This is a genomic window from Actinomadura sp. NPDC000929 (genome assembly GCF_040492065.1).
Taxonomy (GTDB): Bacteria; Actinomycetota; Actinomycetes; order Streptosporangiales; family Streptosporangiaceae; genus Spirillospora; species Spirillospora verrucosospora.
On the sequence record NZ_JBEUPA010000034.1, the window covers coordinates 1 to 22,062 of the forward strand.

Annotated in this window: 22 protein-coding genes and 1 pseudogene; 15 read left to right on the forward strand and 8 right to left on the reverse strand. The window is 74.3% G+C overall.

All coding sequences use genetic code 11. The annotated features are described in order from the left end of the window. Positions 1-201: glycerate kinase (locus ABWI04_RS15195; RefSeq protein WP_353832794.1), on the reverse strand; the 201-nt coding region annotated here is incomplete at its 3' end. A 177-nt stretch (positions 202-378) separates the two neighbouring features. Continuing rightward, positions 379-1,824, reverse strand: coding sequence for an NCS2 family permease (locus tag ABWI04_RS15200; protein WP_353832795.1), 1,446 nt, complete (start codon positions 1,822-1,824; stop codon positions 379-381). A gap of 169 nt (positions 1,825-1,993) precedes the next feature. Between ABWI04_RS15200 and ABWI04_RS15205 the strand changes: the two are divergent. The 8 genes and pseudogenes from ABWI04_RS15205 to ABWI04_RS15240 all read left to right on the forward strand — a co-directional run. Continuing rightward, positions 1,994-2,326: pseudogene (locus tag ABWI04_RS15205) on the forward strand (PucR family transcriptional regulator); the annotation flags it as partial. A gap of 14 nt (positions 2,327-2,340) precedes the next feature. Then, on the forward strand, positions 2,341-3,639 hold the full coding sequence (locus tag ABWI04_RS15210; protein ID WP_353832796.1) for a helix-turn-helix domain-containing protein: 1,299 nt from the start codon (positions 2,341-2,343) through the stop codon (positions 3,637-3,639). A gap of 68 nt (positions 3,640-3,707) precedes the next feature. Further along, positions 3,708-4,841, forward strand: coding sequence for a DUF5685 family protein (locus ABWI04_RS15215; RefSeq protein WP_353832797.1), 1,134 nt, complete (start codon positions 3,708-3,710; stop codon positions 4,839-4,841). 110 nt (positions 4,842-4,951) lie between these two features. Continuing rightward, positions 4,952-5,599 (forward strand): copper resistance CopC family protein, encoded by a 648-nt coding sequence (locus ABWI04_RS15220; RefSeq protein ID WP_353832798.1) that lies wholly within the window; start codon positions 4,952-4,954, stop codon positions 5,597-5,599. Further along, on the forward strand, positions 5,592-7,652 hold the full coding sequence (locus tag ABWI04_RS15225; protein WP_353832799.1) for a bifunctional copper resistance protein CopD/cytochrome c oxidase assembly protein: 2,061 nt from the start codon (positions 5,592-5,594) through the stop codon (positions 7,650-7,652). Before ABWI04_RS15220 ends, ABWI04_RS15225 begins: the two co-directional genes overlap by 8 nt. A 58-nt stretch (positions 7,653-7,710) precedes the next feature. Beyond that, positions 7,711-8,943: a sensor histidine kinase gene (locus ABWI04_RS15230; protein ID WP_353832800.1), complete on the forward strand. Its 1,233-nt coding sequence runs from the start codon at positions 7,711-7,713 to the stop codon at positions 8,941-8,943. Then, the gene (locus ABWI04_RS15235; RefSeq protein ID WP_345174633.1) at positions 8,940-9,590 is read left to right on the forward strand and encodes a response regulator; all 651 of its coding nucleotides are present in this window, start codon (positions 8,940-8,942) and stop codon (positions 9,588-9,590) included. Before ABWI04_RS15230 ends, ABWI04_RS15235 begins: the two co-directional genes overlap by 4 nt. A gap of 96 nt (positions 9,591-9,686) precedes the next feature. Next, entirely contained in the window at positions 9,687-10,784 is a 1,098-nt protein-coding gene (locus ABWI04_RS15240; RefSeq protein WP_353832801.1) for a baeRF3 domain-containing protein, read from the forward strand. Here ABWI04_RS15240 and ABWI04_RS15245 read toward each other — a convergent pair. Then, positions 10,778-12,505: a hypothetical protein gene (locus tag ABWI04_RS15245; RefSeq protein WP_353832802.1), complete on the reverse strand. Its 1,728-nt coding sequence runs from the start codon at positions 12,503-12,505 to the stop codon at positions 10,778-10,780. The two genes, ABWI04_RS15240 and ABWI04_RS15245, sit on opposite strands and share 7 nt — an antisense overlap. A 101-nt stretch (positions 12,506-12,606) precedes the next feature. On the opposite strand from ABWI04_RS15245, the gene ABWI04_RS15250 reads away from it, so the two are divergent. From ABWI04_RS15250 to ABWI04_RS15260, 3 genes are read left to right on the forward strand one after another with little or no spacing between them, the layout of a single operon-like run. After that, the gene (locus ABWI04_RS15250) at positions 12,607-13,281 is read left to right on the forward strand and encodes a response regulator (RefSeq protein WP_353832803.1); all 675 of its coding nucleotides are present in this window, start codon (positions 12,607-12,609) and stop codon (positions 13,279-13,281) included. Beyond that, positions 13,278-14,762 (forward strand): ATP-binding protein, encoded by a 1,485-nt coding sequence (locus tag ABWI04_RS15255; protein WP_345174643.1) that lies wholly within the window; start codon positions 13,278-13,280, stop codon positions 14,760-14,762. The genes ABWI04_RS15250 and ABWI04_RS15255 overlap by 4 nt, the downstream gene beginning before the upstream one ends. Continuing rightward, on the forward strand, positions 14,759-15,283 hold the full coding sequence (locus tag ABWI04_RS15260; RefSeq protein WP_353832804.1) for a hypothetical protein: 525 nt from the start codon (positions 14,759-14,761) through the stop codon (positions 15,281-15,283). Before ABWI04_RS15255 ends, ABWI04_RS15260 begins: the two co-directional genes overlap by 4 nt. On the opposite strand, the gene ABWI04_RS15265 is transcribed toward ABWI04_RS15260, so the two are convergent. The 4 genes from ABWI04_RS15265 to map all read right to left on the reverse strand — a co-directional run bounded on the left by ABWI04_RS15265 (position 15,284) and on the right by map (position 18,869). Continuing rightward, positions 15,284-16,000, reverse strand: a complete 717-nt coding sequence (locus tag ABWI04_RS15265; RefSeq protein WP_345174646.1) for a metal-dependent hydrolase — start codon at positions 15,998-16,000, stop codon at positions 15,284-15,286. Positions 16,001-16,197: 197 nt separating this feature from the next. Further along, on the reverse strand, positions 16,198-17,250 hold the full coding sequence (locus ABWI04_RS15270; RefSeq protein ID WP_345174648.1) for a DNA polymerase ligase N-terminal domain-containing protein: 1,053 nt from the start codon (positions 17,248-17,250) through the stop codon (positions 16,198-16,200). A 19-nt stretch (positions 17,251-17,269) separates the two neighbouring features. After that, the gene (locus tag ABWI04_RS15275; protein WP_345174651.1) at positions 17,270-17,959 is read right to left on the reverse strand and encodes a ComEA family DNA-binding protein; all 690 of its coding nucleotides are present in this window, start codon (positions 17,957-17,959) and stop codon (positions 17,270-17,272) included. A 58-nt stretch (positions 17,960-18,017) separates the two neighbouring features. Beyond that, the gene (gene map / locus ABWI04_RS15280) at positions 18,018-18,869 is read right to left on the reverse strand and encodes a type I methionyl aminopeptidase (RefSeq protein ID WP_353832805.1); all 852 of its coding nucleotides are present in this window, start codon (positions 18,867-18,869) and stop codon (positions 18,018-18,020) included. Between the two features lie 68 nt (positions 18,870-18,937). Between map and ABWI04_RS15285 the strand changes: the two genes are divergently transcribed. Next, positions 18,938-19,114, forward strand: a complete 177-nt coding sequence (locus ABWI04_RS15285; protein WP_345174656.1) for a hypothetical protein — start codon at positions 18,938-18,940, stop codon at positions 19,112-19,114. Here the strand turns inward: ABWI04_RS15285 and ABWI04_RS15290 are convergent. Then, a complete protein-coding gene (locus ABWI04_RS15290) occupies positions 19,111-19,707 on the reverse strand; it encodes a hypothetical protein (protein ID WP_345174657.1) in 597 nt (198 codons plus the stop codon). The two genes, ABWI04_RS15285 and ABWI04_RS15290, sit on opposite strands and share 4 nt — an antisense overlap. A gap of 91 nt (positions 19,708-19,798) precedes the next feature. Between ABWI04_RS15290 and npdG the strand changes: the two genes are divergently transcribed. From npdG to ABWI04_RS15305, 3 genes are all read left to right on the forward strand, one after another. After that, positions 19,799-20,494, forward strand: a complete 696-nt coding sequence (gene npdG / locus ABWI04_RS15295) for an NADPH-dependent F420 reductase (RefSeq protein ID WP_353832806.1) — start codon at positions 19,799-19,801, stop codon at positions 20,492-20,494. A gap of 55 nt (positions 20,495-20,549) precedes the next feature. Continuing rightward, positions 20,550-21,653 (forward strand): potassium channel family protein, encoded by a 1,104-nt coding sequence (locus ABWI04_RS15300; protein ID WP_353832807.1) that lies wholly within the window; start codon positions 20,550-20,552, stop codon positions 21,651-21,653. Positions 21,654-21,730: 77 nt separating this feature from the next. After that, positions 21,731-22,054: a hypothetical protein gene (locus ABWI04_RS15305; RefSeq protein ID WP_353832808.1), complete on the forward strand. Its 324-nt coding sequence runs from the start codon at positions 21,731-21,733 to the stop codon at positions 22,052-22,054. Positions 22,055-22,062 lie beyond the last annotated feature (8 nt).

The following is a 22,062-nucleotide window of genomic DNA, read 5'->3' on the forward strand; positions in this document are numbered from 1 at the left end:
GGCCGCCACCGCGGCCTCGACGGTGCCGTCGCCGCCGTCGGCCACGGGCAGCTCCACCAGCGCGACGCCGGGACGCGCGCGGCGGAGCCCGGCGGCGAGATGCCGCGCCGCCCGCGCCGCGGTCAGCGCTCCCGGGAACCTGTCAGGCGCCAGCAGGACGTGACCTGGCGGGGACGGGTGGGAGGGAGAGTCCGCGGACACCACAGCCACGCCTTTCACGCCGGGGGGTAAGGCCCTACCTTCTGCTTACGCCATGCCGGCACTATTTGACACCTGCAACCGCCTCCGAGACCTACAAACGGGCGAGTTCCGTCGCGGAGTGGTCACCCTGCGTCCGTGTTTCCCCGGAGTCCCCGGCGCGCGGGCGGTCGCGCGGGATCAGCCGACGCCGAGCCACTCCTCGATGGGATGGATGGCGAAGAAGATCACGAACAGGGCGGCGACGATCCAGAGGGCGGGGGAGATCTCGCGCAGCTTCCCGCGCGTGGCCTTGATGACCACGTAGGCGACGATGCCCATCCCGAGGCCGGTGGTGATCGAGAAGGTGAAGGGCATCAGCACGATGGTGAGGAACGCCGGGATCGTGATCTCCAGGTCGTTCCAGTCGACCTTGGCGACCTGCGTCATCATCAGCGCGCCGACCACGACCAGGGCGGGCGCCGCGGCCTGCGCGGGGACGGTCGCCGCCAGCGGGGTGAGGAACAGCGTCACCGCGAACAGCGCGCCCGTGGCGATGTTGGCCAGGCCGGTCCGGGCGCCTTCGCCGACGCCCGCCGCCGACTCGACGAACACCGTGTTCGCCGACGAGCTGGTGAGCCCGCCGAACGCGGCGGACAGCCCGTCCACCGACAGGATCCGGCCGAGCCGCGGCACCTCGCCCTTCTCGCTCACCAGGCCCGCCTCGTCGCTGATGCCGAGGATCGTCCCCATCGCGTCGAAGAACCCCGACAGCACCAGCGTGAACAGCACGACCAGCGCGGTGATCACTCCCGCCCGGGCGAACCCGCCGAACAGGGAGATCTGCCCGAACAGACCGAAGTCGGGGGCGGCGAACAGCTTCTCGGGCATGTTCGGGGTGACCACGCCCCAGCCGCCCTTCCTGACGGAGGCGTTCTCCTGGATGACCACGGCCCCGACCGTCCCGGCGACGATGCTGATCAGGATCGCGCCCGGCACCCGCCGCACGTACAGGATGATCATCAGCACCAGGGTCCCCGCGAAGACCAGCGCCGGCCACGTCTCCAGCCGGCCGCCGGTGCCGAGGGACAGCGGCGGGCTCGTGGCGCTGGAGGTGACGAACCCGGCGTCGTAGAGGCCGACCAGCGCGATGAACGCGCCGATCCCGACCGCGATCGCGTGCTTGAGCGCCAGCGGGATCGAGTTCATGATCCGCTCGCGCACCCCGGTGAGCGCCAGCAGCACGATGACCACGCCCTCGATCACCACGAGGCCCATCGCCTGCGGCCAGGTCATCACCGGCGCCGCCTGGAAGGCCACGACCGCGTTGATGCCGAGGCCCGCGGCGAGCGCCAGCGGCGCGTTCCCGACCAGGCCCATGATCACGGTGGTGACGGCGGCGGACAGCGCCGTCATCGTGGTCAGCTGCGGGATCGACAGGGTCGCGTCGTTGACGTCCTTCGCCCCGCCGAGGATGAGCGGGTTCAGCAGGATGATGTAGGCCATCGCGAAGAACGTGGTCACGCCGCCGCGCAGCTCGCGCGGGACGGTGGTGCCGCGCGCGGTGAGTTCGAACAGCCGCTCCAGCGGCCCGCGCCCGCTCGCCGGTGGTGAATCGTCGGCCGCTTCGGCCTGGGTCTTGGACATGACGGGCGCTCCGCTTTCAGCAGCATGGTGTTCGGAAACGGCGTGCACAGGGTAGCCGTCCGAGGCCCGGGTGAGGCCAGGGGGCCGCGTGAAGAGAGGGCGGCGGGACGTGATTCGCGGCCTTCGCAGCGTGACGGGGGTGATGTGCCGCCTATAGCCTGCCCTGGTGCGAATGCGAGACTCCGCCGGGGCGACCGCCCTGGACTCCTACGCGTGGCTGCTGGCGTCCGTCCCGGAGCGGACGCGCTCGTCCTTCCGCGCGCGGATGCTCGGCCCCCTGGAGGAGTACGACAGCACCAGGCAGGCCGATCTCGTGCACACGCTGGAGGTCTTCCTGTCCTGCTCGGGCTCCTGGAGCCGCACCGCGACGCGGCTGCACGTCCATGTGAACACGCTTCGGTACCGAATCCGGCGAATCGAGGACCTCACCGGCCGGGACCTCGGCAGACTTGAAGACCGAGTCGACTTCTTCCTCGCCCTGCGCGCGGCGAGCACCTTGTAGGCGGTGGTCAAACGATGGATCGGGAGACACTGGGGCAGCGCATTCGCGCCCTGCGGATCCGGCAGGGCGTGAGCCAGGCGCAGCTCGCCTTCCCCGAGCTGTCCGACAGTTACATCTCGCTGATCGAGAGCGACAAGCGGGTCCCGGCGCCGAGCGTCGTCGACCTGCTGGCGGCGAAGCTGAACTGCTCGGCGACCTATCTCGTCAGCGGCGTCAGCGAAGACGTCGTGGACGAGCTGCGCGTCACCCTCGACTACGCCGAGATCGCGCTCAGCAACGGCGCGGCGGCCGAGGCGCGGACCCGGTTCGCCGAGGTGCTCGCGAGCGCCGACGCGGTCGCCCTCCCCGAGATGCTGCACCAGGCCCGCTGGGGCCACGCGCTCGCGCTGGAGGCCGCGGGCGAGCTGGAGGAGGCGATCGCCGAGCTGACGGCGCTGACCGGGCAGGCGTCCGCCGAGGCCGACCTCGACCACTGGGCCAAGGTGCACGTCGCGCTGAGCCGCTGCCTGCGCGAGCGCGGCGACATCAGCGCGGGCGTGGAGGCCGCCGAGACCGCGCTGCGGCACCTCGTCGCCACCGGCGCCGACTCCACCGACGCCGCCGTGGACCTCGGCGCGGCGCTGCTGTCGGCGTTCATCGAGCGCGGCGACCTCGTCCGGGCCCGCCAGCTCGCCGCCCAGCTCGTCGAGCGCGCCGAGCGGATCGGCAGCCCCCGCGCCCGCATGGTCGCCTACTGGGAGGCCGCCTACGTCGCGGAGATCCGCGGCGAGTACGACGAGGGCGTCGCGCTCGCCGAGCGGGCCCTGATGCTGGCCGGCGACGGCGAGGACCCCCGCAACCTCAACCGGCTCCGCGTCATCTACGCGGGGCTGCTGCTGCGGGCCAAGCCCGACCAGGCCGACCGCGCGCGCGAGCTGCTCGCCCGGGTGCGCGGCGAGATCAGCGCCAGCTCCTCCGGCGAGATCGACGTGGCCTGGTGCCTGACCGAGCTTGCCCGCGCGGAGACCGCGCTCGGCCGTCCCGCCGAGGCGGTGGCGCTTGCCGAGGAGGCCCTGGACCTGCTCGGGGACGCCCCGCGCCGCGCCACCGCCGGGGCGCTGACCGTGCTCGGCGAGGCCTCGGTGCGGCTCGGCCGGCACGACCGCGCGGTCGAGGTGCTGACCCGGGCCGCGACCTGCCTGGAGGAGATGGAGTCCTCCCGGGAGGCCGCGCAGGCGTGGTTCGACCTCGCCGAGGTGCTGGCCGGGACGGGGACCTCCGACGGGCCCCGGATGGCCGCCTACCGCCGCGCCCTGACCTGCGTGGGGGTCTGATCGGACCGATCCGGCCGAACCGTTTCGCGTGCCGCCGCGTCCATGAATAATGCTGCGGTCGGCGTGAGATGGGGGAGTTAGTCGTGTTCGGTGTTGTCAGACCTTGCCGTCATGTTCTGTGCGGGTCGCTGTTCAAGGACTGGATGGCCCACCTTTGCGGGCTGTGCCTGACGCTGCGGGCCGAGCACGGCCAGGCCTCCCGGCTCGTCACCAACTACGACGGGCTGCTCGTGTCGGTGCTGGTGGAGGCGCAGGCTCCGGAGCTGTCGCCGCGCCGTAAGGCCGGACCGTGCGCCCTGCGCGGGATGAAGACGGCCGAGGTCGTCACGGCGCGGGCGCAGGGCGCGCAGCTCGCCGCGGCCGCGTCCCTGCTGCTCGCCGCCGGCAAGACGCGCGACCACGTGGCCGACGGCGACGGGCCCTACGCGCGCCGGCTCGTCGCGGCCGCGGCCGGGCGGATGGCCGACCGGTGGGACGCCGCGGGCGGCCGCACGGGCGCCGCCGTCGGGTTCGACCCCGCGGTGCTGCGCGACGCCGTCGCCCGGCAGCCGCTCCTGGAGGCGGCCCCCGGCCTCGGGCTGCTGGACCTGACCGAGCCGACCGAGACGGCCGTCGCCGCGGTGTTCGCGCACACGGCCGTCCTCGCGGGCCGGGAGGGCAACGCCGAGACGCTCGCCGAGGCGGGCCGCTTCTTCGGGCGCCTCGCCCACCTCATCGACGCCGTCGAGGACCTCGCCGAGGACGAGGAGGCCGGCGCGTACAACCCGCTCCTGGCGACCGGCACCACCCTCGACGAGGCCCGCCGGCACGCCGACGGCGCGCTGCACGGGCTGCGGCTCGCGCTCGCCGAGCTGGAGCTGGAGAGGCCGCGCCTCGTCCGGGCCCTGCTGGACCGCGAGGCGGGCCGCTCGGTCGAGCGCGCCTTCGCTCCGGCGGAGCTGTCCAGGCGGGGGCCGCGGCCGCCGCGCCCCGGCTGGCCGGTCCCGTGCTTCACCGGAACGCTGGTCTGCGCCACCTGCGGGATCTTCCAGCCCGAGTGGAGCGACCACCACGGCGACTCGTGCGACGACCGCTGCTGGTGCACCCGGCACCTCGACGGCTGCGACGGCGGCGGCTGCGACGGGAGCTGCTGCGACTGCTGCAACTGCTGTGACTGCTGCGACTCGTGCGACTGCTGCGACTGCGACTGCGGGTGCAACTGACCGGCGCCGTTCCTCCCGGGCCGCGCCGTCGCGCGACCCGGGACGTGCCATGGCGGAGGGCTCAGTAGGGTAGACGGAGCCCTTCGACTCACTAGAGAACCCGGCCCTCCATGAACATGCTCAAGTCCCGCCGGCCCCTGCGCCGCCTCGGCCTGATCGCCGCCGCCGCGCTCGCCTTCGGCGCCTTCACCGCGCCCCCCGCGATGGCGCACACGAAGCTGGTCGGCAGCACGCCCGAGAAGGGCAGGTCCGCGGACGCGGTCACCGAGGTCACGCTGGTCTTCAGTGACGAGATCAGCCTGGCGAAGGTCGTCGTCAGCGACGGGAACAAGAAGGAGTTCCAGGCGGGCGCCGCCGAGCGCGCCGGGACCAAGGTCACGCAGAAGCTGTCCGGTCCGCTGCCCGCCGGCTCCTACACGGTCGCCTACCGGGTCGTCGGCGAGGACGGGCACCCGATCGAGGGGAACGACCTGACGTTCAGCGTGACCGGGGACGGCGCCGCGGGCGCCCCGCCGGCCGCCTCGTCCGCGCCCACCGCGGGCGGGGTCGGCGCCGAGGAGCAGACGGGCCCGGCCGCCAACTCCGACGAGCGGCCGCTCAAGGCCGACCAGGAGAACGAGGCGGCCGAGGAGGACTCCGGCTCGGGGATGCTCCTGTGGGTGCTGATCATCGGAGGCCTGCTCGTCGGCGTCGGCATCGGCGTGGGCATCGTGTTCCGCGCCAAGCGCAAGCACCAGGCGGCCACCGGCGGTGAGTAAGGGGAGCCTGGCCGTCTGGCGGGCGGGGGCGGCCGCCCTGGCCGCGTGCGCCGTCCTGCTGGTGGCCGGGCTCGTCCTCGGCGGCTCGGTCACCGAGAAGGTCATCCCCGGCCTCGGCGACGCGGGCGCCCTCACCCGGTGGGGGCTTCCGGTCTCCCGGGCGGCGATGGACCTGCTGTCCGCGCTGACCGTCGGCGCGCTGCTGGCCGCGGCCGCGTTCCTGCCCGTCGAGGGCGGGCGGGCCGCGCCCCGGCTGTCGGGGGACGCCCTCGGCTACCTCAACGCCGCCTCCTGGATCGCCGCCGCCTGGGCCGCCGCCGCCGCGGCCACGCTGGTGTTCACCGTCGCGGACGTGCTCGGCCAGCCGGTCGGCGACGTCCTCACCGGCAGCGAGCTGAGCAGTTACGTCGGCTCGCTGCCGCAGGGCACCGCCCTCATGGTCGTGGTGCTGCTGGCCGTCGTGGTGGCGCTTCTGGCCCGCACCACCACCACGCCCGCCGCCGCGTTCGGGCTGCTCGCCCTGGCCGGGATCGCCCTGCTGCCCGCGCCGCTCACCGGGCACTCGGCCTCGGCCGCCAACCACTCCACCGCGACGACCGGCGTCGCCCTGCACGTCGCCGCCGTCGCCCCGTGGGTCGGCGGGCTCGCCGTCGTCGCCGCCCACGCGCTGCTGCGCCGCGACCGGCTCCCGCTCGTCGCGGAGCGGTTCAGCCGCATGGCCCTGTGGTGCTACGTCGTCGTCGGAGCCAGCGGCCTGGTGAACGTGATCGCCCGGCTGCCGGATCCGCGGGAGATGGTCGAGACCGACTACGGACGGCTCGCGCTCGGCAAGATCATCGCGTTCTGCGTGCTCGGCTGGTTCGGCTGGTGGCACCGGACGCGGACGCTGCCCGCGGTGGCGGACGGCAGGCCGGGGGCGTTCGCCCGGTTCGCGTCCGTCGAGGCCGCGGTGATGGGCGCCACCATGGGGCTGGCCGTCGCGCTGGCCCGGACCGCGCCGCCCGCCCCGGCCGAGCCGGAGTCCGCGGTCAAGTCGCTGCTCGGCTACGACATGCCCCCGCACGTGACCCCCGTCCGGCTGCTGACGCTGGGGCAGTTCGACCTGTTCTTCGCCGCCCTCGTCGTCGTCCTCGGCGGCCTCTACCTCGCCGCGGTCGTCCGGCTGCGGCGGCGCGGCGACTCCTGGCCCTGGGGGCGCACCGCGTCCTGGCTGATCGGGCTCCTGACGATCGCGGCCGTCACCCAGACCGGCGTCGCCAGGTACGCGCCGATCCTGTTCAGCGTGCACATGGCGCAGCACATGGTGCTGAACATGCTGACGCCGATCTTCCTGGTCGTCGGCGCGCCGGTGACGCTGGCGCTGCGGGCGCTCAGGCCCGCCCGCGTGCGCGGCGACCGCGGCCCGCGCGAGTGGCTCACCGCCGTGCTGCACAGCCGGTACCTCGCGGTGATCGCCCATCCCGCGGTCGCGACGCTCGTCTTCGTGGTGAGCACGTTCGTCCTGTACTTCACGCCGCTGTTCGAGGCCGCGATGCGCAACCATCTCGGCCACATCGCGATGACGGTCCACTTCCTGGCCAGCGGCTCCCTGTTCTTCTGGGTGCTGCTCGGCGTCGACCCGGCGCCGCGGAAGCTGCCGTATCCGGCCCGCCTGCTGCTGCTGTTCGTCACGATGCCGTTCCACGCGTTCTTCGGCATCGCCCTGATGAACATGAGCCAGGCGCTCGCCCGCGGCTGGTACACCTCCGTCGACCCGCCGTGGGGCACCACGATCCTGCACGACCAGCACACCGGCGGCGCCATCGCGTGGGGCTTCGGCGAGGTGCCGACGTTCATCGTCCTGATCGTGCTGGCCTTCCAGTGGTACGTCCACGACCAGCGGCAGGCGCGGCGCATGGACCGCAAGGCCGACCGGGCCGCGAAGGCCGGGGGGCGCCCCGAGGACGACGAGCTCGCCGCCTACAACGCGCGCCTGGCCAAGCTCGCCGAGCGCGACCGCGCCTCCGGCGGGACCGCCGGGGAGGGCGCCGCCGGAGAGAAGGACAACGCGTGAGCGCGGCCTCCCCCGCGCGGGGGAGTGGCCGGGCCGCCGGTTCTGTCAGGATCAGGGCGTGCTCCGTGTGCTCCGCCCGCTGATCGAGCGGACGACCTGGCGGCGCTGGTCCCACCTCGTCGTGGGCGGCGCGCTGCTGATGCCGTACTGGTTCCTGGCGATCAGCATGACCCCGCTGGTGCCGATGGGCAACAGCCTGGTCAAGGGCGTGCTGATGCTGGTCGTCATGCCGGCGGCCGCGACGTTCGTCACCGGGCTCGTGCCGACGGTGCGGCTGCTGGAGAGCTCCCTGGCCAAGGAGCTGCTCGGGGGGCCCGCCGCCGGGCTCGTGCCCGGTTCCGCGGGCTCCTGGGAGAGCCGCGGCCGCACCGCCGCGTGGTTCACGCTGCACCTCGGCACGGGCGTCGTGGTCAGCGGGCTGAGCCTGGTCCTCCCCCCGGCCGCCGTCGTGATGCTCATCGCGCCGGCGGTGAGCTGGGACACCCGGTTCCTGCAGTCCTGGGGCTGGCAGGACGCCTGGCACCAGTGGCCCGCGCCGCTGATCGGGCTGGGGTCGCTGGTCCTGCTGCTCGCGCTGATCGTGGGGGCGGGCGCGCTGCTGGCCCGGCTGGCGCCGGTGTTCCTCGGGCCGTCCGCCGCCGAGCGGATGGAGGGGATGCGGGCCGAGGCCGTCAGGCTCGCCGAGCGCAACCGGCTGGCGAGGGAGCTGCACGACTCGGTGGGGCACGCGCTCAGCGTGGTGACCCTGCAGGCGGGGGCGGCCGGGCGGGTGCTGGACAGCGACCCGGAGTTCGCCCGCGAGGCGCTCGCCGCGATCGAGGACTCGGCCCGTGCCGCGCTGGAGGACCTCGACCACGTGCTCGGGCTGCTGCGCGACGACCGGTCCCGTCCCGCCCCGCAGGCCACGCTGAAGGACCTCGGACGGCTGCTGGAGCAGACGCGGATCGCCGGGGTGGCGCTGGACGCCGAGGTGGACCCGGAGGTGGAGCACGTCCCGGCGGCGGTGTCGCGGGAGGCGTACCGGATCGTCCAGGAGGGCCTGACGAACGCCCTGCGGCACGCGGGGAAGGTGCCCGTGCGGCTGCGGCTCGGCACCGACGGGGAACGGCTGGAGGTCGAGATGACCAATCCGCTCGGCGCGACCCGCGGCGAGGGCGCGGGGCACGGCGGCGGCCGCGGCCTCGGCGGGGTCCGCGAGCGCGTCACCGTGCTGCGCGGCGACATGAGCGCCGGGGCCGACGGCGATCGGTGGCGGTTCCGCGTCTCGCTGCCGCTAAGGTCCGGATCATGACGATCAAGGTGCTGCTGGTCGACGACGAGCGGCTGATCCGGGCCGGGCTCGCCGCCATCATCGACGCGGAGGACGATCTGGCCGTCGTCGGCGAGGCGTCGGACGGGACCGAGGTGCCGGGCGAGGTGCGGCGGCTGCGCCCCGACGTCGTGCTGATGGACGTGCGGATGCCGCGGCTCGACGGCATCCAGGCGACCCGCCACATCCTCGCCACCGTGCCGGAGCCGCCGCGGATCATCGTCGTCACCACGTTCGAGAACGACGAGTACGTCTACGACGCGCTGAAGGCGGGCGCCAACGGCTTCCTGCTCAAGCGGACGCGGCCGGAGGAGATCCTGCAGGCGATCCGGATGGTCGCGCACGGCGAGAGCCTGCTGTTCCCGGCGGCGATCCGGGAGCTGGCCGGGCGGCACGGGCCGTCCGGCGGCGGGGGCGCGGCCTGGCACGGCCGGCTCACCGAGCGGGAGGGGGACGTGCTGCGGCTGATGGCCAAGGGCCACTCGAACGCGGAGATCGCCGGTGAGCTCTTCGTGAGCCCGCAGACGGTGAAGACGCACGTCGGGAACATCCTCGCCAAGATGCAGGCCCGCGACCGGACCCAGGCAGTGATCTTCGCCTACGAGACGGCCTTCATCACGCCGGGCTGACGTCCCGGCCCGCAAATCGGACAGGCCTTACACCTCATTTACTGACAGGTCGCTACAAAAGAGACAGAAAGGATGAAGAGCGACGATCGGGGGATCATGGACGCTGTCACCCTGTCCGGGCTGCGCAAGCCGAGGCCGTATCCCGCGGTGTCGGTGCTGATGCCGACGCACCGCTCCGCCCGGGACGGCCGGCAGGACCGCATCCGCCTGCGGAACCTGCTGGGCGAGGTGCGCCGCCGCCTCCACGACGACCCCAGGGTGGAGTCCGACGCCGCCGACGACGTCGTCCGGGGCCTGGAGCGCGCCGCGGGCGAGGTCGACCCGCGGCACGGCTCCGACGCGCTGGTCCTGTTCGCCGCCCCGCACGGCGAGCACCACGCGTTCGCCATCGGCCAGCCCGTGGACGAGCGGGTGGTCGTCGACACCGGGTTCGCCACCCGCGACCTCGTGGCCGACTTCACCCGCACGCCGCGCTACTGGCTGCTGTCGCTGTCGGACCACCGGACGCGGCTGTGGAGCGGACTCGGCGCGGAGCTGACCGAGTACGCCCGCGGCGGCTTCCCCGTGGAGCCCGAGCCGATCGACGAGGCGAGCGCCGGACGGCAGGCGCGGCGGGCCGCGCAGGGCGGCGAGGGCGAGCGCCGCCGCCAGACCATGCGGGACGTGGCGGCCGACCTCGAACGCGTCCTCGCGCGGGACCGGCGCCCGCTGATCGTCGCCGGCGTCACCCGGCACCAGGCGGTCTTCGACGAGGTGGCGGGGCCGCACGTCACCGTGGCGGGACGCGTCGACGGCAGCTTCGAGGGCGCCTCGCCGAGCGCGCTCGCCGAGGCCGCCCGGCCCGCGCTCGCCGCCTACGAGGACCTCCGCGAGGTCGGCGTGCTGTCGGAGCTGGAGGCGGCGCGCAGCATCCAGCGGTACGCGGGCGGGCTGTGCGAGGTGACGGAGCTGGTGGAGGAGGGCCGCGGCGAGCACCTGGTCGTCGAGCGCGGCTACTACGCGCCCGCGGTGCGGACCAAGGGCGAGCTGATCCCGGTGGAGGGCATGCCCGGCGTGCTCAAGGGCGCGGACGTGGTCGACGACGTCGTCGACCACGTCATCGAGACGGTGCTGGAGTACGGCGGCGAGGTGACCTTCGTCTCGGACGGCTTCCTCATCGACCACGACCGGATCGCGCTGGTGACGCGTTACTGACCCGGGCCCGCGCAGGACGGGTCGTGCCAGGCCGCCCACGACACCGACCAGAACCGTCCCGCGTGCGGCCGCCAGCCCGCCGGATGGGCGGGCCAGGACGCCTCGGGCGGCGTCCCGTCCGGGAGGGGCACCACGACCGTGCACACGCCCGGCGCGGGCGGCCGTCCGGCGCGGGTGTCGAACGTGCCGATGCGCGTCCACCACACGGGGTACATCAGCGCGGTCCTGACCGCCCAGTGGAGCGACGCGTCCGTGACGACCCCGCCTGAGGCCGGGCCGGGGAGCGGGGACTCGGCGGGGACGCGCCGGGTGTGCGGCCCCATCGCGAACGTCAGCGCCGCGAGGTTCACCCCGGCGATCGCGACGGCCGCCACGGCCGCCGTCTTCGGCCTGGTCAGCACGAGCAGGCCGCCGAGCAGGGCGAGGGCGGCGAAGGTCGCCTCGTGCAGGTGCAGCGCGCCACGGTCGGCGGTCAGGAACGTGACCTCGGGGAAGTCGAAGCCGATGAAGACGTGGGTGCGGAGCCGCTCGCCCGCGTAGGCGGTGACCCACAGCGCGGCTCCCTCCAGCAGGAGGGCGCTCGCCGCCGCCACCCGGATCGCCGGGCCCGCGCTGAGGCGCCCGAGCGCCGCGGCCCCGGCGAGGGCGTAGACCAGCGCCACGCACGCCAGGTAGCGGCCGTAGGCGAAGTTGCCCACGCGGTGCTCGTCCGGCAGCGCGGCCGAGGACGCGTAGGCGATGCCGCAGGTGGCGGCGAGCAGCACGCCCGCCATGATCCTGTCCGCGGCTGGAGTCCGCCGCCGGGCGAGGACCGCGGCGACGGCCACCAGCCCGGCCCCCGCCAGGCCCCAGGTGGAGACGATCAGGTACCAGAGCTGCCCCGCCGCGCCCGACAGCGCCCACTCCTGCCCCGGCACCGTGGTCAGCCGGGACGTCAGGATCCCGGCGAGGTCCCGCGTGCCGCGCGGATACAACTCGGCGCGGACGTGCGCGTTCAGCGCCGCGCCCGCCGCGTACCCGGCGAGCGCGGCCGCGCCCCCGGCCAGCGCGGCGCGGGCCTTCCGGCGCCCGGGCAGAGCCATGACCACCAGGGCGGCGGCGTGGACGGCGAGCAGGATCGTTCCCCGGGTGTGCACGGCCGCCGTGAAGGACGCGACCAGGCTCGCGAGGACGGCGTCCCCGGCCCGGCCGTTCCGGACGAACCGGTCCAGCGCCAGCAGCCAGGCCAGGACGAGCGCCGGCAGGACGGCGTCCGCGAGCGCGAAGGCGCCGAAGAACGTCGTCGCGGGCAGCAGCGCCGCCGCGAACGCCAGCGGCAGGGCGGACCGGCGGGCCAGCCCGAGGCGGCGGGCCGCCGCGTACCCGAGGGGGAACAGGGCCGCTCCCAGCACCGCGTTGATCGCGATCACGATCGTGTAGACCGTGGCGGGGGAGTGGGAGAACCAGAAGGCCGGGGTGAGCAGGAGCGGGTATCCGCCCTGGTAGAAGGTGTTCCCGGACAGGTCCCCGCCCGGCCCGCCGGCCAGCAGGCGGGCGGCGAGCAGGTAGCCGGTCTCGTCCGGGTTCGCGGCCGGGCCCGTCCGCGACCAGGCGAACCACAGCCGGACCGCCGCCTGCGCGAGCACGCCCGCCGCGAGCAGCCAGGGCAGGGCGCGCGGCCGGCGGGGGCCCGGCGGGGCGGGCGGCGCTTGACGGCGGGGCGGGAGCAGCACGAGCGACATGCGCTCCACGGTTCCGCCGGACCGTCATGGTCTCGTGCCGAAGATGTCCGGATCTTGTGACACATCCCGTTCGGTGATCGCGCACGGCCGATAATGACCGGGTGGCGAGCATTCTGTTCATCGAGGATGATCCGTCCGCCCGGACGGCGCTGGAGCTGGCGCTGACCCGCCAGGGGCACGGGGTGACGTCCCGGGCCACCGGCGAGGACGGCCTGGAGGCGCTGCGGGCGCGCCGTCCCGAGATCGCGATCCTGGACGTGATGCTGCCCGGCATCGACGGCATCGAGGTGTGCCGCCGGATCCGCCGGGACGACCCGCTGCCGGTGATCCTGCTGACCGCGCGGGGCGACGACCTCGACGTCGTCCTCGGACTGGAGGCGGGCGCCGACGACTACGTGGTGAAACCCGTCGAGCCGCGGGTCCTGGACGCCCGGATCCGCGCGGTCCTGCGCCGCGCCGACCAGACCCGCCTGGACCGGTCCGTCTACGGCGACCTCGTCGTCGACCGGTCCTCCCTGAAGGTCACCAAGGCCGGCGCCGACCTGCGCCTCACCCCGACCGAGCTGCGGCTCCTGCTGGAGCTGACGCGCCGCCCGGGTCAGGCCCTCACCCGCCAGCACCTGCTGGCCGAGGTGTGGGAGCACACCTACCCCGGCGACTCGCGGCTCGTGGACGCCTGCGTCCAGCGGGTCCGCGCCAAGATCGAGGACGAGCCGGCCGAGCCGCGGCTGATCGAGACGGTCCGGGGCTTCGGCTACCGGTTCACCGCGCCGTGAGGAGCCTCCTCCGGTTCGTCGCGCCCGGGATGCGGCGCCTGCGGTTCACCGGGCTGCGGGTGCGGCTCGCGGCCGCGTTCACCGCGGTCGCGCTGCTGGCGTCCGTGCTCGCCTCCGGCATCTCCTACGTGCTGCTGCGGCGGGTGATGCTGCAGCGCGCCCAGGACGCGGTGATCAACGACGTCCGCACCACCCTCGCCCAGCACGTCCCGCCCGACCTGCCGCCCGACACCGAACCGCTGGTGTCCGCGGCGTTGGTGGACGCGCTGGGCTCGGCGCGGGGGCGCCGGGCGGTCGCGGTGCCGGTGCGGCCCGACAGGGCCGGGCTCCCGGCGCCGGACGCCCTGGACGTCCCGGTGACCGCCGAGTTCGCCCGGCGCGCGGCGCGGGGCGTCGTCTTCCAGCGCGTCGAGTGGCACGGCACGCCCTACCTGCTCGTGGGCGCCCGCGTCGCCGGAGTCCGGACGTCGCCGGAGGAGCCGTGGCGCACGACGCCGCCGATGGTGTTCGTCTCCGCGAGCCTGCGCCGGGAGGCCGCCGACCTGTGGCTGTTCACCCGCACCCTGCTGATCGCGGACGCCGCGGCCCTGGCGGCCGCGCTCGTCCTCGCGCTGCTGGCCACCGGGGGCGTGCTGCGTCCCGTGCGCCGCCTCGGCGCCGCCGCCCGCGCGCTCGGCGAGGGAAGGCTGGACACCCGCGTCCGGGTGCAGGGCCGCGACGAGCTGGCCGACCTCGCCTCCACCTTCAACCGCACCGCGGAGGCGCTGGAGCGGACGGTGACGGAGCTGCGCGCGATGGAGGCCGCGTCCCGCCGGTTCGTCGCCGACGTCTCCCACGAGCTGCGCACCCCGCTCACCTCGATGATCGCCATGACGGACGTGCTGGCCGAGGAGGCCGCCGAGGGCGGCGGGGGCGACGCGGCCACCCGGCTCGTCGCGGACGAGACCCGGCGGCTCGGCGCGCTCGTGGAGCACCTGATCGAGATCAGCCGGTTCGACGCGGGCGCCGCCGCCCTCGTCCTGGACGACGTGAACGTGGCCGACGCGGTCGGCGCGACCCTGAAGGCGCGCGGCTGGCAGGAGGAGGTGGCCGTGGAGGGCCCCGCCGACCTGTTCGTCCGGCTGGACCCGCGCCGGTTCGACGTCATCGTCGCCAACCTCGCCGGGAACGCCCTCAAGCACGGGCGCCCGCCCGTCTCGCTGCGCTTCGGCCGTCCGGAGCGGGAGGACGCGGGCGGAGTGCGGGTCGTGGTCGCCGACCGCGGACCCGGCCTTCCGCCCGACGTGGCCGCGGTGGTCTTCGACCGGTTCGTCAAGGCGGAGGCGGCCCGCTCGCGCAGCGAGGGCAGCGGCCTCGGCCTGTCGATCGCCAGGGAGAACGCCCTGCTCCACGGCGGCACGCTGGAGGCCGCCAACGGGCCGGAGGGCGGCGCGGTGTTCACCCTGTGGCTGCCCGACGCGGAAGGGGACGAGCGCCCATGAGGCGGGCGGACCGGACGCGTGCGCTCCTGGCGGCGGCGGCCTGCGCCGCCCTGACCGGCTGCGGGATCCAGCCGACCGGGATCATCAGCGCGGGGGACCAGCCGCTCGCTCAGGCGTACGCCGCCACGATCACCCTCTACCTCGTGCGGGACGGCAGGCTGGTGCAGGTGACGAGGCCCGGCCTGCCCGGCGAGCCGCACCTGGGCATCCAGCAGCTGAGCGTGCCGCCGACCGGGAACGAGCGGGCCATGGGGCTGCGCACCGACGTCCGCGAGGAACTCGAGGCGTACTCGGTCGAGGACGTCTCCAAGCCGGTGAGCCGTCCCACCCAGCTGGTCGTGCGGCCGGTCCGCCAGGCGGTCGCGGCGAAGACATGGTCGCGGACGGCCAAGGCCCAGATCGCGTGCACCGCGCAGGCCGTCCAGGGCATCCGGCGCGTCAGCCTGTGGAGCACGCTGAACCTGACCAAGAACCGATGGGAGGTCCTGACCTGCGACCAGTTCGCCGACATGATCGAATGATCAGCCGCGCGTCAGCCACTGGGCGGTGATGTCGCCGAGCACGGACCGGACGGTCAGGATGGCGATCCCGAGGATCAGGACCGGCATCACCACCCACCGCTCGACCTTGCCGTCCGTCCGGGGGATGACGGGGACGTCGATACGCCACGGCAGCGGCCAGAACACCGGGCAGCCCCGCGGTGTCAGGCAGTCGCCGGCGACGTGGGCCAGGCAGCCGAGCGTCACCGCGAACCCGACGAAGCTCATGTCGATGTTGTGCATGAGCCAGACCGCGATCAGGGCCAGCGCGCAGTCCGCCAGCGCCGACTGCGGCTCGGCGCCCTCGAAGTCCAGGCCGACGCCGCGCAGCCCGAGCCCCACGATCATGAACAGGCAGGCCCACCAGGCCCAGATGAAGTGGGTGGCGAGGGTGTCCATCGCCCAGCCGATGCCGACCGCGAACAGGATCGAGTGGGTCGCCTGCCGGTGCCCGCCCGACAGCTTCCCGATCCACTTGCACATGTGGTTCGTGATCGGCCCGAAGGTGTTGGCGATCCGGCCGTTGTGGTGGTCGATGTCGGGCAGGATCGCGGCGCCGGCGCACACCACGGCGCCCGCCATGATCTGCTCCGGCGACAGCGTCACCGCGTGCTCGCCGAGCAGCCGCTCCTGCCCGAGGATCGGGACGGCGCCCAGCCACGCCAGCGCGCCGCTCAGGGCATGCGTCTTGCCCATCATGTGCCGTTCCCCCGCCTTCCAGCGCGTATCGCCGCCCGTCTCAGGGCGGGACTCTAAACCGCTCCTGATCGTTTTCAGCGAAGACGCGCCGAACGGGGCGTCACGTCCTTTTGATGCCCGGAGGCGCCCGCCGGTTCCGCCCGGGGCGCGGGCTCTCTCCGCGCTTCCCGAAGCGGATCAGCGAGCCCGCGGGCGGGTCAGCGCCGCTTCCTCGGACGGGACGGGACGAGACGCCACGCGCCGGACTCCTCGCCCGGCTCGTAGGGGGAGTCCAGGCGCTTGGCGACGACGCCGGGCAGCCCCTGGTCGCGCGCCGCCTGCAGGACGGCGCCGCCGTCGCCGGGGAACCAGGGGGCCGTCTGCCACCGTGGGCCCGCCAGGCCGAGGTCGTCGAGCCGCTCCCGCCGCTCCCGGTAGGGGACGTCCAGCAGCGGGTGCCCGTCCAGATGCGGGACGTCGTAGATCATGTAGGTCTCGCGGCCGTCCAGGACGGCCAGTTCCCCGTCCAGGAGCGCGGGCCGGACGCCGAGCTGCGCCCCGAGCCGGGAGCCGAGCCCGCCGGGGCCGTCCACGGGGCGGCCGCGCCCGTCGGTGAACCGGGTCCGGCCGCCCTCGACGTAGGCGGCCAGCCGCTCGCCGCCCCACGCGAACTCGAACCCCCAGGCGTCCGCGTCGCGGGGCAGGCGGGCCCGCTCCTGCGGCCGCATCGGGCGCAGCGACTCCGGCAGGGGCTCGGCGTCCGGGTCCGCGGGCGGGTCCATCCGGTGGATCATCCAGTTCCTGCCGCGCGTCCTGAACAGCACGTAGCGGCCGGACACGCGCGAGCCGTGGATGACGACCTTCACCTCGCGCTCGGACCACTTCTCCGTCTCGTAGGTCCCGCGGTCCCAGATCGTCATCTTCCCCGCGCCGTACTCGCCGGGCGGGATCTCCCCCTCGAAGGCGGCGTACTCCAGCGGATGGTCCTCGGTGTGGACCGCCAGGTGGTTGGTCTCCGGGCTCCACGGCAGGCCCTTGGGCACCGCCCATGACACGAGCACGCCGTCGCGTTCGAGCCGCAGGTCCCAGTGCAGGCTGGTCGCGTGGTGCTCCTGGACGACGAACGTGTCGTCGTTCCCGCGCGGGAGCGCCTCGTCGCCGGGCACGGGCTCCGGCGTCCGTCCGGCATCGCGCCTGCCCCGGTACTCGGCGAGCCGGTCGCCCTCGCGGGCGGGGGGAGCGGCGTCCTTCTCGGGCTTCTTCGGCGTCACGCCCGCTGCATACCCGCGCTCAGCGGATGAAGACGGCGTACTCGGCCAGATCGCCGGTGAGGGAGGGCGGGAGCCCCGCCACCGCGGACAGCTCCTCGGCCGACACGAACCCGCCCGTCTCGGCCCGGACCCGCTCGATCGTCGCCGCCAGCTCCGGAGTGACGCCGGGCAGCAGCGTCAGCGTCTGCGCGGGCGCGTGGTTGACGTCGACGAGCCCGCCGTCGTTGTACTGGTGCGGCAGGTCGGGCCGCCCGATGCGCAGCTCCTTGGCGAGCCCCGGGTCGGACGCGGCCAGCTCCCGCGCCTTCTGCCGCAGCAGCCGCTGCCGCTTGACCCGCTCCACCACGGCCTCGTTGTCGACGCCCGAGAGCCCGTGCGGGTCGAACACCTTCCGCCGGATCAGGAAGGCGTGCCCGCAGCCCACCACCGCCAGGACGGACATCAGCATGCCGGCCGCCCGCACGGTGCCCTCGTCCTCGCCGGTGCCGGACAGCAGGGACAGCATCAACGCGAACACCCCGGCGTACACGACCGTCGACACCAGCAGGTGCACGCTCCGCCGCCACAGCAGCGCGGCGGCGAACGTGAACGGCGTCGCGAAGCCGAGGGTCAGGAACGGCAGCGCCGCCCACGTCACGCTCAGCGCGGCCTGCCCCGGCGGCATGCTGTCGGAGGGAACCCTCGGCTCGTACGGCGCTGGGGCGTTCATCTCTCGAGGGTCTCCCGGGCCGGATGCGGGCGAATCGGACTCTAGATCGAGGGAAGGGTCACGGCAGGGTGAGGATTTCGTGGCCGTCCTCGGTGACCAGCAGCGTGTGCTCGAACTGCGCGGTGCGCCTGCGGTCCCTGGTGACGACCGTCCAGCCGTCGTCCCACATGTCGTACTCGTGCGTGCCGAGGGTCAGCATCGGCTCGACGGTGAACGTCATGCCCGGCTCGATGATCGTCGTGGCGGCCGGGTCGTCGTAGTGCGGGACGACGAGGCCGGAGTGGAACGTCGTGCCGATCCCGTGCCCGGTGAAGTCGCGCACGACCCCGTACCCGAACCGCTTGGCGTAGGACTCGATGACCCGCCCGATCACGTTCAGCGCCCGGCCGGGCTTGACCGCGCGGATGCCGCGCATCGCCGCCTCGCGGGTGCGCTCCACCAGCAGGCGCGACTCCTCGTCCACGTCGCCGCACAGGAACGTCGCGTCGGTGTCTCCGTGCACGCCGCCGACGAAGGCGGTGATGTCGACGTTGATGATGTCGCCGTCGCGCAGGACCGTGTCGTCGGGGATGCCGTGGCAGATCACCTCGTTGATCGAGGTGCACAGCGACTTGGGGAACCCGCGGTAGCCGAGCGTGGAGGGGTAGGCGCCGTGGTCGAGCAGGAACTCGTGCCCGACGGCGTCCAGCTCGTCGGTGGTGATCCCGGGCCGGACGTGCCTGCCGACCTCCTCCAGCGCCTGCGCGGCGATCCTCCCGGCGACCCGCATCCGCTCGATGGTCTCGGGCGACTTGACGTCCGGCTCGCCCGTCCGCGGCCGCTTCTTCCCCACGTACTCAGGGCGCGGAATGTTCGAGGGAACCTTGCGCATGGGGGAGACGCGTCCGGGTCGGAGCAACTGGGTCGTCATAGTGATGGAGTGTAGTCAGCGCGATCCGGGCACACTCTCGTGCCAGCGCATGATCGAAAGGAGCGCCGATGGCCGGTGACGACGGTGACTGGTGGTTCTGCCTGAAGCACATGAAGCCCGAGCACGGGGCCGGCTGCCCCGGCAAGGACCGCATGGGCCCCTACAGGACCGAGGGCGAGGCCGCGGACGCCATGGCCATCGCCCGCGAGCGCAACGAGGCGTGGCGCAGGCAGGACGAGGACTAGTCCGGGACCGGGCCGGAGACGGCGTCGAGGAGCCGGGCGAGGCGGCGCCTGAGCCCGCGCGGGCTCCGCTCCGGCTCCCGGCCCGCGGCCGCGCTGACGAGGTGCTGCGCCCCGTCGAACGACATGAGGGCCTCGCCCGGCGGGACGGTCAGCGCCTCGTGGGCGAGGCCGCGCAGCTCGCGGTCGCCGCCCTCCAGCGCGAGGACGGTCGCCCCGGTGCGGCGCGCGTCGTCCACCCGCTCCAGCAGCGGGACGGGCGCCCCCTCCTCGGCGACGACGAACAGCGTCTCGCCGCGCCGGGCCTCCTCCAGCCGATCCAGGCCGACCCGCAGGTGCGCGGGCGCGTCGGCCGGCGGCTCCCAGCGCACCAGCGTGGGCGCGAGGCCGGGGGCGCCGCCGAGCCGGCTCTCGTCGTCGAGGTGCGCCGCCAGATGCCACGGGTCGCCCGCCGGCGTGCCGACCAGCAGGAGCCCGCCCGGGGTGCGGGACGTGACGCGCAGCGCCCGGCCGAACTCCTCGGTCCGCTCCAGCCAGCCCGTCGCCGACAGGACCTCGCGCAACATCGATATCTGCTCGGCGTCCACGGGCACCATGGTGCCTCACCCCGCGCCCCCGGCAGGCCCTTTCGGCGATGCGGGAGCCCGGCGCCGGGCCGCCGGTGAGCGGCCTGGCAGACTCGGCCGCATGACTGAGCAGCAGCAGAAGACGCCCTACGACCTTCCCGACGCGAGCGGCCTGACCATCGGCATCCTCGGCGGGACGGGAGACCAGGGCAAGGGCCTCGCGCGCCGTTTCGCGCTGGCCGGGCACCGCGTGACGATCGGGTCGCGCAAGGCCGAGCGCGCCCAGGCCGCCGCGGACGAGCTCGGCGCGGACCTGCCCGTCTCCGGTGCGGAGAACCCGGTCGCGGCCGGGGAGTCCGACGTGGTGATCGTGGCGGTGCCGTGGGACGGGCACAGGGCCACGCTGGAGTCGCTGCGCGCCGAGCTGGCCGGCAAGATCGTCGTGGACTGCGTGAACCCGCTCGGCTTCGAGAAGGGCAAGGGCGCCTTCGCGCTGCCGGTCGAGGAGGGCAGCGCCGCCGAGCAGGCCGCGGCCGTCCTGCCCGACAGCCGGGTCGTGGCCGCCTTCCACCACGTGTCGGCCAGGCTGCTGCTCGACCCCGAGGTGGACCAGATGGAGCTGGACGTGCTGGTGCTCGGCAACGACCGGGAGGCCACCGACCTCGTCCAGGCCCTCGCCGGGCGGATCCCCGGCATGCGCGGCGTCTACGGCGGGCGGCTGCACAACGCCCACCAGATCGAGGCGTTCACCGCCAACCTCATCTCCATGAACCGCCGCTACAAGGCCCACGCCGGACTGCGCATCACGGACGTCTGACCGCGCATCGGGCGGGCCGTCCCCGGTACGGTGCCAGCATGAACGGTCGGCCGGCATGAACGGCCAGGACGCCGCGCGGCGGCCGCTCGTCCTGCTGCCGTCGGCCCGGACGGGGCCGCTGCGCGCGGTGGGGAAGCGGGTCGGGCTGGCGCTCGTCCTGCTGCTCATGGTGGTGGCCGTGGTCTACCTCGACCGCGACGGGTACCGCGACACCGGCGACGGGCGGCTGTCGCTGCTGGACGCCTTCTACTACGCCTCCGTGACCATGTCCACGACCGGGTACGGCGACATCACCCCGGTCGGGGACGGCGCGAGGCTCGTCAACATCGTCTTCATCACGCCCGTCCGGGTGCTGTTCCTCATCGTCCTCGTGGGCACGACCCTGGAGGTGCTGGCGGAACGCACCCGCGACGACTGGCGAAGGTCCCGCTGGAGGGCACGCGTGCGCGACCACATCGTGGTGGCCGGCTACGGCACGAAGGGCCGCAGCGCCATCCGGACCCTGCTGAGCACCGGGGTGCCGCCCGAGTCGATCGTCGTCGTGGACCCGGACCCGCGGGTCGTGGCCGAGGCCGCCGAGGCCGGGTTCGCGGGCGTCGTCGGGGACGCGACCCGCAGTTCGGTGCTCAGGCAGGCCTCGGTCCAGCGGGCCCGCGAGATCGTGGTGGCGAGCGCCCGCGACGACACCGCGGTGCTGATCACGCTGACCGCCCGGCAGCTCAACCCGCACGCCGGCATCCAGGCGGCGGTGCGCGAGTCGGAGAACGTCCCGCTGCTGCGCCAGTCCGGCGCCGACCACGTGGTGACCTCGTCGGAGGCGGCGGGGCGGCTGCTCGGGGTCTCCACCACGCAGCCGAGCGTCGGCGAGGTCATCGAGGACCTGCTGGAGCAGGGGAGCGGCCTCGACCTGGTGGAGCGCGAGGTCCACCAGGACGAGGTCGGCGGCCCGCTCGGCGCGGTCCGCGTCCCCGCGCTGGCGGTGGTGCGGGACGGGCGGCTGCTGCCGTTCGACGACGCCGGCTGCGCGGCCCTCGAACCGGGCGACCGCCTGATCGTGGCGCGGTCCTCCTCCCGGCGCCGCGGCCCGTCCGGTGCGGAGGAGGAGGACGGCCGGGACGGGGCCGGGCCGCCGGACGGCCCCCGAGACCGAGACCACTGACCGTGCGGGGAGCGGTTCGGGCCTGCGCCGCGTCCTAGTCCTGGATTACCATCGCAGTGGCGACAGGCGGGGTGGAGATGAGAGAGAACCGGTCGGCAGATCCGTGGAGCGCGTTCCTGGCCCCTTCCGGGCGGAGCGGCGGCGCCCGGCCGCCGGGCGCGGCGCCCGCCGGTGAGCCCGGCCGAGCCGCCGGGTACGCCGAGCCGGGCGCGGAGGACGCGTGCCGCCGCGTGCTGGCGCAGTTGCGGGCGGCCAACGGCCCGCTGTCGCTGGAGCAGATCCACCACGCCACCCGGCTCGGGCTGCTGGAGGTCGCCGACGCCGTGGACGTGCTGCGCGAGCGCGGCCTCGTCGCGGTGGAGCGGGAGATCGACGAGGTCGTCCGGCTGACCGGGGAGTGACCGCGTCC

Excerpts from the sequence above, each read along its gene's own strand:
- ABWI04_RS15200 (WP_353832795.1), bottom strand. The coding sequence starts at position 1,824 with ATGTCCAAGACCCAGGCCGAAGCGGCCGACGATTCACCACCGGCGAGC.
- ABWI04_RS15210 (WP_353832796.1), top strand. The coding sequence starts at position 2,341 with ATGGATCGGGAGACACTGGGGCAGCGCATTCGCGCCCTGCGGATCCGG.
- ABWI04_RS15215 (WP_353832797.1), top strand. The coding sequence starts at position 3,708 with ATGGGGGAGTTAGTCGTGTTCGGTGTTGTCAGACCTTGCCGTCATGTT.
- ABWI04_RS15220 (WP_353832798.1), top strand. The coding sequence starts at position 4,952 with ATGAACATGCTCAAGTCCCGCCGGCCCCTGCGCCGCCTCGGCCTGATC.
- ABWI04_RS15235 (WP_345174633.1), top strand. The coding sequence starts at position 8,940 with ATGACGATCAAGGTGCTGCTGGTCGACGACGAGCGGCTGATCCGGGCC.
- ABWI04_RS15240 (WP_353832801.1), top strand. The coding sequence starts at position 9,687 with ATGGACGCTGTCACCCTGTCCGGGCTGCGCAAGCCGAGGCCGTATCCC.
- ABWI04_RS15245 (WP_353832802.1), bottom strand. The coding sequence starts at position 12,505 with ATGTCGCTCGTGCTGCTCCCGCCCCGCCGTCAAGCGCCGCCCGCCCCG.
- ABWI04_RS15260 (WP_353832804.1), top strand. The coding sequence starts at position 14,759 with ATGAGGCGGGCGGACCGGACGCGTGCGCTCCTGGCGGCGGCGGCCTGC.
- ABWI04_RS15265 (WP_345174646.1), bottom strand. The coding sequence starts at position 16,000 with ATGATGGGCAAGACGCATGCCCTGAGCGGCGCGCTGGCGTGGCTGGGC.
- ABWI04_RS15275 (WP_345174651.1), bottom strand. The coding sequence starts at position 17,959 with ATGAACGCCCCAGCGCCGTACGAGCCGAGGGTTCCCTCCGACAGCATG.
- map (WP_353832805.1), bottom strand. The coding sequence starts at position 18,869 with ATGACGACCCAGTTGCTCCGACCCGGACGCGTCTCCCCCATGCGCAAG.
- ABWI04_RS15285 (WP_345174656.1), top strand. The coding sequence starts at position 18,938 with ATGGCCGGTGACGACGGTGACTGGTGGTTCTGCCTGAAGCACATGAAG.
- ABWI04_RS15290 (WP_345174657.1), bottom strand. The coding sequence starts at position 19,707 with ATGGTGCCCGTGGACGCCGAGCAGATATCGATGTTGCGCGAGGTCCTG.
- npdG (WP_353832806.1), top strand. The coding sequence starts at position 19,799 with ATGACTGAGCAGCAGCAGAAGACGCCCTACGACCTTCCCGACGCGAGC.
- ABWI04_RS15300 (WP_353832807.1), top strand. The coding sequence starts at position 20,550 with ATGAACGGCCAGGACGCCGCGCGGCGGCCGCTCGTCCTGCTGCCGTCG.
- ABWI04_RS15305 (WP_353832808.1), top strand. The coding sequence starts at position 21,731 with ATGAGAGAGAACCGGTCGGCAGATCCGTGGAGCGCGTTCCTGGCCCCT.